At 47.8% G+C, this 13480-nt stretch carries 16 protein-coding genes; 7 read left to right on the forward strand and 9 right to left on the reverse strand.

Annotated features, from left to right (window positions below; translation table 11 throughout):
• Positions 1-7 precede the first annotated feature (7 nt).
• The 5 genes from mobB to PY091_RS10650 all read right to left on the reverse strand — a co-directional run bounded on the left by mobB (position 8) and on the right by PY091_RS10650 (position 3071).
• Positions 8-1036, reverse strand: coding sequence for a MobB family relaxase (gene mobB, locus PY091_RS10630; protein WP_275649646.1), 1029 nt, complete (start codon positions 1034-1036; stop codon positions 8-10).
• Between the two features lie 6 nt (positions 1037-1042).
• Positions 1043-1465, reverse strand: a complete 423-nt coding sequence (locus tag PY091_RS10635; RefSeq protein WP_275649647.1) for a BfmA/BtgA family mobilization protein — start codon at positions 1463-1465, stop codon at positions 1043-1045.
• 400 nt (positions 1466-1865) lie between these two features.
• Positions 1866-2063, reverse strand: coding sequence for a hypothetical protein (locus PY091_RS10640; RefSeq protein WP_149304188.1), 198 nt, complete (start codon positions 2061-2063; stop codon positions 1866-1868).
• A 141-nt stretch (positions 2064-2204) separates the two neighbouring features.
• On the reverse strand, positions 2205-2654 hold the full coding sequence (locus PY091_RS10645; protein WP_275649648.1) for a JAB domain-containing protein: 450 nt from the start codon (positions 2652-2654) through the stop codon (positions 2205-2207).
• Positions 2655-2717: 63 nt separating this feature from the next.
• On the reverse strand, positions 2718-3071 hold the full coding sequence (locus PY091_RS10650; protein WP_275649908.1) for a single-stranded DNA-binding protein: 354 nt from the start codon (positions 3069-3071) through the stop codon (positions 2718-2720).
• Positions 3072-3308: 237 nt separating this feature from the next.
• On the opposite strand from PY091_RS10650, the gene PY091_RS10655 reads away from it, so the two are divergent.
• The gene (locus PY091_RS10655) at positions 3309-3491 is read left to right on the forward strand and encodes a hypothetical protein (protein WP_275649649.1); all 183 of its coding nucleotides are present in this window, start codon (positions 3309-3311) and stop codon (positions 3489-3491) included.
• A 183-nt stretch (positions 3492-3674) separates the two neighbouring features.
• On the opposite strand, the gene PY091_RS10660 is transcribed toward PY091_RS10655, so the two are convergent.
• The 3 genes from PY091_RS10660 to dinB all read right to left on the reverse strand — a co-directional run bounded on the left by PY091_RS10660 (position 3675) and on the right by dinB (position 8612).
• Positions 3675-4235, reverse strand: a complete 561-nt coding sequence (locus tag PY091_RS10660) for a hypothetical protein (RefSeq protein ID WP_275649650.1) — start codon at positions 4233-4235, stop codon at positions 3675-3677.
• Between the two features lie 179 nt (positions 4236-4414).
• The gene (locus PY091_RS10665) at positions 4415-7396 is read right to left on the reverse strand and encodes a DNA polymerase III subunit alpha (protein WP_275649909.1); all 2982 of its coding nucleotides are present in this window, start codon (positions 7394-7396) and stop codon (positions 4415-4417) included.
• 1 nt (position 7397) lies between these two features.
• Positions 7398-8612, reverse strand: coding sequence for a DNA polymerase IV (dinB, locus tag PY091_RS10670; RefSeq protein WP_275649651.1), 1215 nt, complete (start codon positions 8610-8612; stop codon positions 7398-7400).
• A gap of 117 nt (positions 8613-8729) precedes the next feature.
• Here dinB and PY091_RS10675 point away from each other — a divergent pair, with 117 nt between their 5' ends.
• Positions 8730-9488, forward strand: coding sequence for an SOS response-associated peptidase (locus PY091_RS10675; RefSeq protein WP_275649652.1), 759 nt, complete (start codon positions 8730-8732; stop codon positions 9486-9488).
• A gap of 336 nt (positions 9489-9824) precedes the next feature.
• On the opposite strand, the gene PY091_RS10680 is transcribed toward PY091_RS10675, so the two are convergent.
• Positions 9825-10010, reverse strand: coding sequence for a hypothetical protein (locus tag PY091_RS10680; protein ID WP_275649653.1), 186 nt, complete (start codon positions 10008-10010; stop codon positions 9825-9827).
• Between the two features lie 328 nt (positions 10011-10338).
• Between PY091_RS10680 and PY091_RS10685 the strand changes: the two genes are divergently transcribed.
• The 5 genes from PY091_RS10685 to PY091_RS10705 all read left to right on the forward strand — a co-directional run bounded on the left by PY091_RS10685 (position 10339) and on the right by PY091_RS10705 (position 13004).
• Positions 10339-10809, forward strand: a complete 471-nt coding sequence (locus tag PY091_RS10685) for an Hsp20/alpha crystallin family protein (protein WP_275649654.1) — start codon at positions 10339-10341, stop codon at positions 10807-10809.
• Positions 10810-10894: 85 nt separating this feature from the next.
• Positions 10895-11326: an Hsp20/alpha crystallin family protein gene (locus PY091_RS10690; RefSeq protein ID WP_275649655.1), complete on the forward strand. Its 432-nt coding sequence runs from the start codon at positions 10895-10897 to the stop codon at positions 11324-11326.
• 34 nt (positions 11327-11360) lie between these two features.
• Positions 11361-11591 (forward strand): YodC family protein, encoded by a 231-nt coding sequence (locus tag PY091_RS10695; RefSeq protein WP_275649656.1) that lies wholly within the window; start codon positions 11361-11363, stop codon positions 11589-11591.
• A gap of 47 nt (positions 11592-11638) precedes the next feature.
• Positions 11639-12127, forward strand: a complete 489-nt coding sequence (locus PY091_RS10700; RefSeq protein ID WP_275649657.1) for a hypothetical protein — start codon at positions 11639-11641, stop codon at positions 12125-12127.
• A 97-nt stretch (positions 12128-12224) separates the two neighbouring features.
• A complete protein-coding gene (locus PY091_RS10705; RefSeq protein ID WP_275649658.1) occupies positions 12225-13004 on the forward strand; it encodes a patatin-like phospholipase family protein in 780 nt (259 codons plus the stop codon).
• The last annotated feature ends 476 nt before the right edge of the window (positions 13005-13480 follow it).

Raw genomic sequence — 13480 nt, forward strand, 5'->3', positions numbered from 1 at the left:
GATGTGATTAGATACCGATAGAGCCTGATTTGATGGCCAGCTCCACACCCCGTTTCAGGGCCTTGATGGTCTTTAGGGCCAGCTGTACTTTGTTGGTCGGGATCTGTGGGAGATGGACACCTGATTTGCCCAGCAACTTAAGGGCGAAGGCCTTTTCATTGGCGGGCAGGCCCAAAATAGTACTATAGTACAGCTTCGGGTTCTGGACCATCAGTTTCCGGGACGGATAGTGTTCCACAAAATTCCGTTGGTATTCAAATTTTGCATCGAACACTTTTTCCGCTTGCGTAAAAAACTGGTCCCGATCGAACCCCCGTTTGACCGGCTTTCCATGGAGCATCACTTCTGAGGCCCTGTATTTACTCCCTGGCGAAAGACTGACGGAGTTACTGGCATCCCTTCGGCTGACAATAAGGTGCACATGGGTCTGGTGACCCAGTTTGGCCATCCCCTGGACAATGCGTTTCCCGTCCAGTTGGTGGGGAGCGGATTGTTCCAATTCGGAAATCTTTTCTTTGATCTGCTCTAGATTACCTGTTTCCTCCCCTCGCACTATCCTGCGTTTTTGATGTTGGAGCTCCAAGATCTTTGAGGCTATGGGCTGGTTCTCCCTGACCTCTCGGTCCTTGCCCTTGAAGTAGCGCTGGTGTTCCACTTTGGCGAAATATTTTATATCATCAACATTCGGTGCCCGTCCATGTATTTCCCGATGGAAGGATTGGGCATAGGCCTTCATCAGTTCCCGGGTATATACTTTCAAATCTCTTGAATGGTCCTTCAACCGCCTCAGCTCCGCCTGGCTCGGACTGACCGTAATGGCATAGAACTTGGGCTCGTGCCTGCTGAGTTTTTTCGTATTGCCATCGATTTCCGAGATGACCTGTTCCGCGGTGATCTTATCCCCATGCTGATTGAAAAAGTGTTCCTGTTCAGAAAGGGAAAGGGACTCGTTTTCCTTTTCAAGATAGGCCACATAATCGGCCGCACTTTGACTGAAATTTCCTTGTGTCTGTTGGGGTGTGATGGTGATATACATAGCGGTTCATTTTTTAGGTTCTTGGTGTTTTTGGGCCTCCTTTTTCCTTATCCAGTTCTGCAGTTCGGATTCCAGGGTCTTGGCCGTTTGCTTGCGTTCCGTCAACAGGGGCTTCTTTTCCGAGGGGTCCTCTCCTTCGAAGAGGGCATGCATCATGGCCGCGGTGGGTTTGGTCTGGTTCTTTTCGATGTCCTTGATCACGGCCAATACTGCATTGATCCGTTTTTTGATCAGGCTTTCCAAGGTATGGATATGGGGTCCCAGGGATTCTTTTGGGGAAATCCCATTGGCCTCGAAAAAGTCCAACATCAACAACAAGGTCATCGATTGGGAAGCTCCCAACTGCTTGCTGAATTTCTTGAATTTTTGGGCGATCGATGTTTTGATGCTCAAGCTTTCAAAACGCTCCTTTTCGTATCCTTTATCCATTTTTCCGTGAAAAATTTGCCGGTTTTAGGGGGCTGGCGGCGTTTTTCCGTGAAAAACGCGGACCATCTCCCCAAAAATCATTTTAAAAATTTATGTAATAGTTTAAATATCAACGTTTTGACAAAAACCGCAAACTAGTAACATGGCGCTAGCCTGTTACCCTCTTGCTTCTCCTTTGTCCCGCGATGCGGGACCAAAAACTCGAACAACCTGGCCAAGGCCAGTTGCCTTATTATGTACATGTCAAATTGATGGGTACGGACTTAGGGAAAGTCAAATCAAATGGATTTCCGCACTCAAATTATGGTGTTTACCAATACCCTAAATTTATGGAATTTAATACGTTGAACATAAAAAAAGCCCATCATAATGGATGGGCTTCGATGGTGTGTATTAGGGTTCACATATTGAATACAAAATCATAATTGTATAGATTTCGCATCGCTTCATCTTCCAAGAGGGCTTCATAGTCCTTATCATGGATTTTTGCAAATTGGCGCAATTCGGTCCCGGAACGACTTTCCACATCTTCTTTGGAATCGGAAAGTAAACGTTCCTGGGTCTCGCTATCAAGGTTTGTAAAATTCAAATAGACCATAATTCAATGTTAATGAAATTCATTGCTCACAAATCGTAAAGACTAGGATCAAATCCATCGGGATAATCCCCAAGATCTTGTTGTAGTTCCGACCCTATTTCAAGATCCGTCATATCTGTATTCGCTTCCATGAACATTGGATTATAAGATTCCATTATCGGCAAAACTGTAATACCGTCCATCGGGCGCAAGGATGATATGGTCCAAAACCTTGACATCAAAAAGCTGGGCGGCCTCTTTGATCTTTTGGGTCAATTGTTTGTCCTGATAACTGGCCTTGAGTTGTCCAGAAGGATGGTTATGGGCGAGTATGATCCCCACGGAAAGGGTCTTTAGCGTAATGGCAAAAAGGATGCGCAGATCTACCAAGGTTCCCGTGATGCCTCCATGGGATAAGGGGTAAATGCCCTTTACCTTGTTGGACTGGTTGAGCAGCACGATCTTAAAGGTTTCGTGTAGGCCTATGGTCTTGTTGTCCCAATTTTGGAACAATAGACTCGCCACCTCGTTGGAGTTCGTTACGGAAAGGGATTTCAGGGTACTGAGCTTTTCCCTATAACTGATCTGTATTTCATTGACACGGTGTTCCATTTCAAATGTTTTAAGGATGAAAAAAGAAAGGGATGCCCATAGACTGGACACCCCCTATCCATTTTACTCGGTGGTATTGTTATCACCACCGCCCAAAAGCAGGATCTCACTGGCCACGATCTCGGTCACATATCTTTTGTTACCCTCTTTGTCCTCATAGGAACGGGAGGTCAATTTCCCTTCGATGGCAACTTCCTTGCCCTTGGTCACAAACCCTTCGATAATGTCGGCCAGCTTGCCCCATCCAATGACGGTGTGCCATTCGGTGTTGGTGATGCGTTCCCCTTCGGAGTTCTTGTAGTGTTCATTGGTGGCCATGGTGAACCGTGCCACACGTTTCCCTTTGTCAAGGTCTGTGATGGTGGGATCCTGCCCCACGTTTCCGATCAACTGCACTTTGTTTCTCAATGTACTCATGATAAAAAGTTTTAAAGGCCTGCCGTCTTCCAGTATGGACAGATCAGCAAACAGGGTTAAAAATTTCCCCTCTATTTTTTTGGTCATTATTTCCCAAATTTTAAGGGGCGTTTGTTTGCTTCTTACGTGCGTAGCACTATAAAAGAAGGGGGTTCTGTCAAGGCTTTTGGCCGGAAATCGGGAGGCTCCGCGACGTAGCAAAACCTTTAGGTTTTCAAGGAAGTGGAAACCCTATTTATGGACAAAACCTGCCTTGGCCTTGACAGGTTCGATAAGGGCCCTAGGTATTCCTTCAGACCCATTGGCAAGGGAGCGTACGGGAAGTTAAGCGACTGCGGGCGATGGTGTCCTGATAGGAAGTCCTTGGGCACTGCCCTGTTTTTCGATGCCCCGAAAAACAACCAGGGCTTCTTTTATTAAGGACCCCTTAAAATTTGATGGGCGGACGGACGGATTTGCGTCCCTTCCCGCAAAGCCCCAAGAAGGGTTTGCAAAGGAAGGACGCACCAAAAATCCATTTGGACGACTTCCGTTTAGGCTAAATGCCGATACCTTAACTATTGCGATGGTAATGGGTCAATAATCCTAGAACTTGGTTTCTTTTTAATCTTTCCCGAACAGCTCTCCCTGATCGTGAGGGGAAGGTCCGATCAATTTGGGCGTTGAAGTTTTCATACTGTCCTTTAGGGCTTGTCGCCGTTTCTCATAGATCCAGACCCTTAACCCTTTCAAAAGACCCATCTCATATTCGGACAGTTGTTGGGGTGCCACATCCTCCATGGCCTCCATCTGCCCTGTTTTTTTGAAGGTCTTGGTATACTGTAGCCCACACCATGTGTAGATGTTCACCCATTCACTGGGCATGGGGGATTCGAAGGTCCTGGGCATCATGTAGGCCACTACCTCTGTCAAGGAAGCCATCTGTTCCCCACGCATCTGGGTCAACATCCGTGCCATTGTAATATTGTTTAAAAGGTCTTTGGGCACGGCATCCTGCCATTGTGATGGATACACAATGATGGGACTTTGCAATAGGTCCATAAAGTCAAGGACAAAATCGGATTTGGCCTTTTTGAAAGACTTGGGTCTTAGGTTTGGAATTGGTGTTTTCGCTGGCTCCAGTTCAAAGCCAAAATCCAGTTGCACTACGTTTTGTTTTTCCATGATCTGCGTTTTAAATTGAACAATAGTGGCAGACCGCCAAACGCAAGGGAAAATTTTGGAGTGGTAAGGAAACGGAATAAATAGTGACATCGGCAACGGCTTTATGCCGTCCCTTGTCCGAGAAATATTTTCCGGGTTTATCTTTGGGCAGTATTGATCGGAATAGGTTCTACACCCTTCTATTTGGCCATCAGTGCACCCGTACCTACCTGCCTTGGGTCAGGTTTCAAAGGCTGTTTGAGGGTCGAGATTACCTCCAAACTGAAATGCCCGAACTCCTCAGTCACCGTTCCGTGGCACAGATAGATGCCCTTTCCATGAATGGGTGTGGATGCCATTGTTTGGGGAAAGTGGACACAGTCAAAAAAATGCCCTTCCAGATCGAGCATGGTGGTAAAGCGCATGGTGTCCCCTTTGGATGTGGTGTTCAACCGGGTATGCACCATGGAGCCATAGATCCATATCTTTTGGTTGCCATTGGCCTCAAAATCACCGGCGGTTAACCGGCTCTTCACCTTGCCGTCCATGAGTTCATAATACCCGCAAAGCGGAAAGCCCAAGAGTTCCAATTGGTCATAGGCATCCTCAATGGGATGGGAAGGCAAATTCGGCAATGTGAAATGCCTGTGGTTGGGTTTGAACAGTAGTTTCTGGACCGTATCCTTTCGATGGGCCTTGGTCTTGAACACGGCCTGCCAAAGCACTTGTTTCTTGGGCATGCCAAAGACACGAAAGGCATCGATACGCACCAAGATGGTCAACTGTTCGATGGCAATGGGGACACGGTCGATAAAATCATCAAAATCCCTGAACTTGCCATGAAGCTGCCTTTCGTTGAGGATGCGTTGGATGACCAGACGTTCCAGACTCCGAAGCTGTCCCAGTCCCAAATAGATATGCTTCCCATAAATGGCATTGACATGGTCACTGCGGTTGATACAGGGCGGATGGATAATGCCTCCCCACATCTTGGTCTCATGGACATAGAGTTCCGTATCGTAGAACCCTCCCCCATTGTTGAGCACGGCCACCATGAACTCCAAAGGAAAATAACATTTCAGATAAAGGCTCTGGTAGCTTTCCACGGCATAGGAAGCGGAATGTCCCTTGGCAAAGGCATAGCCTGCAAAGCTCTCGATCTGTTCCCAGACCATTTGGGTCAGGGCGGCATCATGCCCCCTTTGCTTGCAGTTTTCAAAAAACTTGAGTTTCACCGCCTGAAATTCCTCCCGGGAACGGAATTTCCCACTCATCCCCCGCCGCAGCACATCGGCCTCCCCAAGGTCCAGTCCCGCGAAGAGGTGGGCCACCTTGAGCACATCCTCCTGATAGACCATGATCCCATGGGTCTCCGGCATGATTTCCAAAAGGATGGGATTGGCTTCCTTGCGTCGTTCCGGTTCACGTTCCCTTCGGATGTACTCATCCTTCATTCCCGAGGAGGACACCCCTGGTCTGATCACGGAACTGGCCGCCACCAGTCCCAAATAGTCATGCGTCCTTAGTTTTTTCATCAGCCCCCGCATGGCAGGGGATTCCACATAATAGGCCCCTATGGCCCTCCCTTGACTCAATAACCGATTGATATGGGCATCCTCTTTCATCGCCTCCACGCTCTTGATGTCCCAAAGCACGGCATCCGGTTGGTTGCCCTTGATGACCTCCACCGCCTCTTTTATCTTGGCCAATCCCCGTTGCCCCAAAATATCGAACTTGAACAGGCCCACATCCTCGGCAATGATCATGTCGAACTGCACCGTCGGAAATCCTTTGGGTGGAAGGGTCGTGGCCGAATAGTAATGCTCGGAACGGTCCAGAATCAAGATTCCCGAGGAATGCACACTGATGTAATTGGGCATCCCATGGATATAGGTGGCGTATTTCAGCACCAATCGGGCCAGTTCGTCCAAGCTTCCCTGCTCATAGCAACCCGCACTGAGCTTATCAATTTCCTCGGTGGGCAGACCGAACACCTTGCCGAGTTCCCGAACAGCGGCCCGGTACTTAAAGGTGTTGTAGGTTCCCAATAGGGCCACATGTTCGAAACGTTCAAAAATATAGGCCGTGACATCATCCCGGTCCCAAGTGGAGAAATCAATGTCAAAATCCGGGGGCGAGGCCCGAAAGGGATTGATGAACCGTTCGAAATACAGGTCCAGTTCAATGGGATCTACATCAGTGATCCCGATCAGATAGGCCACCAAACTGTTGGCCCCGCTCCCCCTACCCACGTAAGGGTATCCTTTGGACTTGGCATAGGAGACGATATCATGGTTGATCAAAAAGTAGGACACAAAATCCAACTCTTGGATGGTCTTCAGCTCCCGGAACATACGTTCCTTGACTTTTTCCGTGGGATGGGCATAGCGTCTGGGCAGCCCATCCAAGGCCAGTTCCCGCAACCGTTCCACATCCATGGCCTTGGACGCCAAAAAACGGGACTGGTTTTGGGAAACCCTATCACTTCCAAACCCAAAGGCAATGGAACAGGAATCCATCAACCGCTGTGTGTTCTCCCAGATATGCGGAAAATCGACCAAGGCATTTTTCAATTCCTCCATAGGCCGAAGGGTATCGGTGGACTTGGCCTCTTCGGACTGGGGCAATTTGCTCAAAAGTGTGTTCAAGCCTATGGCCCGAAGCAACCGATGGGTATTGAAATCCTTTTTGCTACGAAAACTCACGGGCTGTAACAACACCAATCTGTCGGTATAATCCCGATACTTGGAGAACCGTAATTTTCGGAGTTCGTCTACCGAGACCCCAATATATTCATAGGCCTTAAAATCCGTTCGTTCCTCTTCCTGTATCTTCTCGAAAGGATAGATCACATGGACATGTTCAAAAATTGGAGCCACAGCGGGAATGGGCGTTCCCTTGTGCAGGTGTTCGGATAGAAAGGCATTGATTTCCCGAAACCCCTCATTGTTTTGGGCCAGTCCCACAAACTCCTGTACGTTCCCGTTCCGAAAATCGATGCCCAAAATGGGACGTATCCCCTGCTCATTGGCCAATCGAACAAAGTTCATGCCCGCCGAACTGTTGTTGATGTCGGTCAGGGCCAGCGCTTCTACCCCATGGGAACGAGCCAACACCAATAGCTCCGTTTCGGAGAGTACCCCATAGTTCAAGGAGTAATATGTATGGCAGTTCAAGTACATGTTATTGCTGTCTATGGGCCAATAAAATGGGTGGTTGTCCATCAAAGGGGTTTCCGCCCCTTCCTATACTATGGGCACCCATGGCCGAGGCACGCATCAAACTGGACTCCCCAAAACGGTTCCTTACACGGTCCATGGCCTGATAGAGGTTCAGCAGTTTTTCATCATCGGCAAAAAGGTCTATCTGATAATGCCCACCAACGATATGACTGTAGTTGACCCCAACAAGTCGGATCAGCATCCTTCGGTCATAAAGGGAGGTGAAGAGTTCCTTCACCAAGGGCACCAACACATGGTCCGCAGAAGTATAGGGAACCCGTTTCTGCTTGGTGTAGGTCTTGAAGTCACTGTACCGGATCTTCACACTCACACAGCCCGTCATCTTATTGGCCCTTCGGAGTTGGTAGGCCAGGTTCTCCGCCATGGCGAACAAGGTGGTCTCCAGTTTGACCATATCGGTGGTATCCTTACCATAGGTCCGTTCCGTGGAAATGGACTTCCGTTCATGAAACGGGACCAAGGGGGAATTGTCCAACCCTTGGGCCCGCATCCAAATGGTTCGTCCGTGCAGGCCAAAGGCACTTTCCAGCATCTCCAAGGGCAGCTCCTGTACGGTCTGTATGGTGGTCACCCCCATATTGGAGAGAAGCCCATAGGTTTTCTCGCCCACCGAGGGCAGCTTACGGATGTGCAGGGGTGCCAGGAACTCCTTTTCCAGCCCAAGGTCGATCTTCATCTGGTTGTTGGGCTTGGCCTCCCCGGTGGCCACTTTGGAGACCACCTTGTTCTGGGAAAGTCCAAAGGAAATGGGCAACCCTGTTTCTTTAAGAATCCGTTGCCGCATTTCAGAGGCGTACTTATAGCAACCAAAAAAGCGGTCCATCCCCGAGAGGTCGGCATAGAACTCATCCACACTGGCCTTTTCAAAGACCGGGACGCTCTCCTTGATGATCTCGGTCACATTGTCCGAGAACTTCATATAGGTCCCCGCATTGCCCTTGATGACGGTGGCCTCCGGACACAATCGCCGCGCCACTTTCATGGACATCCCCGAGTGCACCCCGAAGCGACGGGTCTCATAGCTACAGGCCGCAACCACCCCTCTGTCCCCCATCCCTCCGACCAATAGGGGTCGCTTCATCAGACGGCTGTCCAACAGCCGCTCACAGGAGACGAAGAAGGTATCCAGATCGAGATGGAGAATGGTGGGTTTCATACAAATATTGGATTTATTCCTATTATTTGGAAAATATCCAAATGTACGGAAAGGGACGAGCCGTTTCAAAACTTTAACAATTTTGACTATCTTAATACAGCATAATTCAACCTCAAGATGTGCTACTCGACCAGACAGACCCGGGAACGGAAGGAGCTGGAGAAATTGCTCTCCGTAAAGGCCATGTACGGTGACATCGACACCGACCTGGAACTCATTTATTTCCATGCTAACGGCTGGAGCCATCCCGTGATGTGGACCCTGGGCCAGGAAGAGCCCAACAATATGCTCCCTGCCATGTGGGGCATCATGCCCCCTAAGGAAAAACAGGAAAATTACACGGAGTATTTCAAAAACCCAAAGACCTTTGGGGGATTGAATGCCAAATCCGAAAAGCTCTTTGACCATTTCGTGTACCGGTATTGTTGGGAGAACCAGCGGTGCATCATTCCCGTGGATGGTTTCTTTGAGCCCCACAATACGAAAGTGAAAGTCAAGGGCAAAGACTTTAAGGTTCCCTTTTACTTCCATAGAAAGAACGGCGACCCCATATACCTAGCGGGCATCTATACCAACACCGCAGACGGTAGAAGGACCTTTGCAGTACTTACCAAGGACGCCACCCCCATGTTCGCCGAGATCCACAACGAAAAGAAACGGCGTCCGGTGATCATCGACGACGAGAATCTGGAATCATGGCTATATAACGGAAACAATGCATCCGATGTCCAGGATCTGATTGATGACGACCTTTGGGAAGGGGATCTCGAAGCCCATCCCGTCACCAAGGACCTCTATAGCAGAACTGTGGATTCCAACTACCCGGGAATCATTGACAAAGTGGACTACGAAGAAGTTTCCATTTCCCATGGGTGACCATAAAAAAAGAGGAGCCTCTTGCCAGACCCCGCTATATGTGAATTATTCTATAATTATTTTGGTCTGCTGCTCCATGGGAAGCTGCAAAGGTAGCATTACATCCCTAAAGCACTTATCGGAGCATCTTGAAAAAACAAAAAGTCATACACCTATTTATCAAAGTTAAGATTCAAAATGGTTCCAATCAACCATTTTTGGTGGTTTTGATTCCCATCAAACATACTCCAACCCTACCAATTCTATTAAAAAATTACATCTCAAAAACTGCCTCCAAGTGACCAACGACCCTAATTCGAAAGTAGCCCGATTTTCCATCAATTTTAATACCAGCACTTAGGCCGAATAGGAAGGTCGCTTCATCTTGGTACGGGAATGGCCAAACTCGTATTCTTTGCTGTGGAGCATTCGATGGTACACGGTCTCGTCAACGTTGACGGGAATCTCAAGATTGGGGAACTGGATCTGATAGGAATTTCCCTTTTTTCCGATGAGCCTTACCTTAACTGGTTTTTTTTCCATAACCTAAATTTTTAATAAAGTTAAACCATAAAAAAATACCGTTTCATTATTGTCAAACGCTGTTCCAAATCTGGAATTCCATGAATCCCATAGCTTTATTCATGGTAAAACGCCATTTAAAATGTCAATATGACGTATTAATTGTAAATATTTTATTAAAATGACATTATAAAACTCCGAATATTCCGAAAAAATGACATGAATTTTTAGAGGCTCTTAACAAAAAAATGACAGAAATCTATTTTGGCATTCCCTTTGTCCATTTAAAATTGGGGTATGGAAAACCCAAAATTTTTGGACAATATGTTAAACTTAAATTTTTTAAATCATGAGTAATTTAATTTCTGTACCAAAAAATGGAAGTTTGGCAAAATCAAACCTGGACTTCCCGACGTGGTCCAATTGGATCGACAGCTTTTTCGGATCGGACCTGCCTTCAGTGTTCACCTCCAACTTCAGCACCGGAATCACAGTGCCCAAGGTCAACATCAGGGAAACGGCGGATGCCTATTGGGTAGAGATGGCCGTGCCCGGAATGAAAAAGTCCGATTTCCAGATCGATCTGGACAACCAACAGCTTTCCATTTCTACCGAGGTAAAACAGGAAGAGGAATGCAAGGAGGACAACTACACCCATAGGGAGTTCGGCTACGCATCGTTCCGAAGGTCTTTCACACTTCCCGATTCCATCGAAGAAGAGAAGATCAAAGCCACGTACAACGATGGTATCCTGGTCATCCATCTTCCGAAGAAGGAGGAAGCAAGGCAAAAGCCTGCAAGAACCATAAAGATCTCCTAACAATATACATAGCTAATGGACCGGGGGGCCGAACCACGGCCCCTTCCATTCAACCCATCAATTGTTGAACCTAAATTTTTGCAACATGAAAGTATTTGGCAAAGAGGTGGGTACGGCAATCCAATTCCCACCCATCCTAAAACGGTTAAAGAAATGGACAGAGCATGCACTGGGCATGGACAAGCCCAGGTCATTGGCCATGCCATCGACGGGCAGCACTATCAGTGAGACCGATTTTGGCCTTTCCATTGCCATGCCCGGGTTCGATAAGATCAACGTAAAGATGGAACTTCGGGGCTACACCCTTATCATAAGTGGCAAGAAGAAAGAATCACGTGAGGTCAAGGAAGGCCATAGTGTGCACAGGGAGTTTGTGCGCCCCACCTTCCGCAAGACCTTGGACCTCCCGCGGGATGTCGACCCTGAAAGCATACATGCTACCCTGAAAAATGGGCTATTACAGGTTCGTTTTTCCAAAAGGGAAACGATGTACAAGCGGGTCCTTAGGGTAGCCTGAGCCAATTGTTCAACACATTAAACTACCGGCACTTATGGCACGCAAATTCAAAGCAGGCGATTGGGTCAAGGCCAAGGGAGCTTCCGACGGTCCCAAAATGGAGGTGTCCAAATATATGGCAAAGAAGGAGCCGATATTTGGATTCATGGACAGGGACACTTATGTGGAATGTGTTTGGTACCGCGATGGTGAGCGAAGGTCCCGGATATTCCACCAGAACCGTCTATCGAAAATATTGGACACGAAAGGAATCTTCAAGACCTAGCGAAGAATCGATGATCAAAAGAATGTTGAACCAAAAAAACATGAGAAATGAAAATTCAAATTCTATTTTGTACAGTTCTGTTATTGGTCCTTACCAGCTGTCAGGGCCAAGAGAAGAAGGAAAACGAAATGGCCAAGGATGGTGAAAACAAAGCGATGGCCCGACCCAAGGGAAGTTGGAAGGTCGACCGAGAATTCGACGAGAACGGAAACCTCATTCGCTACGACAGTATCTATTCCTGGTCCTCCGATTCGTTGAACGACCTTTCCGGTCTGGACAGGGACAGCCTTTTGAGCAACTTTGAATCCAAGTTCTACAGCCACTTTTCCCAGTTCAGGGACCAAGGGTTCGGGGACCTTTTCGAACCGGACTCACTTTTCAGCAAAAGGTTCTTTAACGATGGTTTTTTTGAAAGCGATTTCGGGGAGGACTTTATAGAACTTGACAACATCAGAAAGCGAATGATGGAAAGACAAAGAAAGTTCCTGGAAAAGTACCGCTCCGACTTGGGGGTGGAAGAAAAGGACAGTGTATAGGGAGCAATTGACCGGTCATTGACCAAACCCAGCTTCTTTTAAAATGAACACTTGAAGAAAGGGGGTGCTATACCTCCTCCTATAAAAATTTTTGAAGATGAAATCGGAAAAATTGATCGATGCCACACTTGGATTGGTACTCTCGGGAGGAGGGGTGAAAGGGATGGCACATATTGGGCTCTTGAAGGCCCTGGAACAACGTGGGATCTATCCAAGCCAGATATCTGGCGTAAGTGCCGGGGCGCTCGTTGGTGGACTTTACGCGGATGGGGCCACCATTGAGGAAATGCTCCTTTTCTTCAAGGAAACCCCTTTGCTCAAATACAATTTTGTAACCTTGAACAAACCAGGGCTGTTCGATACGGACAAGTACCTTCACTTCTTTGATGACTTTTTCACGGCACGTCGGTTCGAGGAACTCGACAAACGGCTTGTGGTGGTGGCCACCAATCTGTTAAAGGGTGAACCGGTGTATTTCGAAAAAGGGGAACTGTTCGGGCCCTTGTTGGCCTCGGCGGCCTTGCCTCCGGTGTTCAGCCCTGTGTCCATCGATGGGCAGCTCTTTGCCGATGGCGGGATCATGAACAATTTTCCCGTGGAGCCCCTGACCGGAGCCGCCGACGTGATCATAGGATGTTATGCCACGTCCATGAAGGAAGTGGGTAAGGGACAGATCAAGAGCGGCCTTCAAATTTCACAAAGGGCCAACCTTTTGATGCTGCACGCCAATGCCATGGACAAACTGTACATACCCGATCTGTTGATCATGCCCGACGAGCTTGGAAAAATTGGGGTTTTGGACAAAAAAGGAATCGACAAGGCATTTGTCCTTGGCTACGACCACGCCAACCGGAGGCTGGATGAATGGTTACAGTAAACCGGAAGTGTTGAGCAGAATAAAACACGCAAATGACCTAAAACTATTCGGATATGGGAAAATTGGCAATCGGAATATCTTTGATAATGGCGATCTACGCCCTTTTCCTGCACATCACTTACCTGTATTTCTTTGAGAATGGAAGTTCCCGGCACTTAAGCCTTAATGGATTTATCAAAAAATTCAAAGGGTTTTTAAGGTCGATAGGGAAAGGTTTGCCTGATGGTACAAGGCTTTAAGAAATAGCCCCACAGTACCAACAATTGTGAAGGCCCATACCTGATTGTCTGATTGAACGAATCAACGTCATCTATGTGCATGGCGTCCCTGAATCCGCTTTTTAAGGGAAGATACAATGGATGTGAATATTGGCCTGAGAATGGTAAAGGGTGTAACAGGAAATTGGGCTGTGGGCCTTGACAGGGGCTACCCAATCGTATTTTCATATGAAATCATCATTCGGGCAAGCTTGCCCG

Origin of the sequence: Flagellimonas okinawensis, assembly GCF_029194005.1 — a bacterium.
Taxonomy (GTDB): Bacteria; Bacteroidota; Bacteroidia; order Flavobacteriales; family Flavobacteriaceae; genus Flagellimonas; species Flagellimonas okinawensis.

Bases quoted from the DNA above. Each gene is read 5' to 3' on its own strand.
- mobB (WP_275649646.1), bottom strand. From the start codon at position 1,036: ATGTATATCACCATCACACCCCAACAGACACAAGGAAATTTCAGTCAA.
- PY091_RS10635 (WP_275649647.1), bottom strand. From the start codon at position 1,465: ATGGATAAAGGATACGAAAAGGAGCGTTTTGAAAGCTTGAGCATCAAA.
- PY091_RS10640 (WP_149304188.1), bottom strand. From the start codon at position 2,063: ATGGTCTATTTGAATTTTACAAACCTTGATAGCGAGACCCAGGAACGT.
- PY091_RS10645 (WP_275649648.1), bottom strand. From the start codon at position 2,654: ATGGAACACCGTGTCAATGAAATACAGATCAGTTATAGGGAAAAGCTC.
- PY091_RS10650 (WP_275649908.1), bottom strand. From the start codon at position 3,071: ATGAGTACATTGAGAAACAAAGTGCAGTTGATCGGAAACGTGGGGCAG.
- PY091_RS10655 (WP_275649649.1), top strand. From the start codon at position 3,309: ATGGACAAAACCTGCCTTGGCCTTGACAGGTTCGATAAGGGCCCTAGG.
- PY091_RS10660 (WP_275649650.1), bottom strand. From the start codon at position 4,235: ATGGAAAAACAAAACGTAGTGCAACTGGATTTTGGCTTTGAACTGGAG.
- PY091_RS10665 (WP_275649909.1), bottom strand. From the start codon at position 7,396: ATGTACTTGAACTGCCATACATATTACTCCTTGAACTATGGGGTACTC.
- dinB (WP_275649651.1), bottom strand. From the start codon at position 8,612: ATGAAACCCACCATTCTCCATCTCGATCTGGATACCTTCTTCGTCTCC.
- PY091_RS10675 (WP_275649652.1), top strand. From the start codon at position 8,730: ATGTGCTACTCGACCAGACAGACCCGGGAACGGAAGGAGCTGGAGAAA.
- PY091_RS10680 (WP_275649653.1), bottom strand. From the start codon at position 10,010: ATGGAAAAAAAACCAGTTAAGGTAAGGCTCATCGGAAAAAAGGGAAAT.
- PY091_RS10685 (WP_275649654.1), top strand. From the start codon at position 10,339: ATGAGTAATTTAATTTCTGTACCAAAAAATGGAAGTTTGGCAAAATCA.
- PY091_RS10690 (WP_275649655.1), top strand. From the start codon at position 10,895: ATGAAAGTATTTGGCAAAGAGGTGGGTACGGCAATCCAATTCCCACCC.
- PY091_RS10695 (WP_275649656.1), top strand. From the start codon at position 11,361: ATGGCACGCAAATTCAAAGCAGGCGATTGGGTCAAGGCCAAGGGAGCT.
- PY091_RS10700 (WP_275649657.1), top strand. From the start codon at position 11,639: ATGAAAATTCAAATTCTATTTTGTACAGTTCTGTTATTGGTCCTTACC.
- PY091_RS10705 (WP_275649658.1), top strand. From the start codon at position 12,225: ATGAAATCGGAAAAATTGATCGATGCCACACTTGGATTGGTACTCTCG.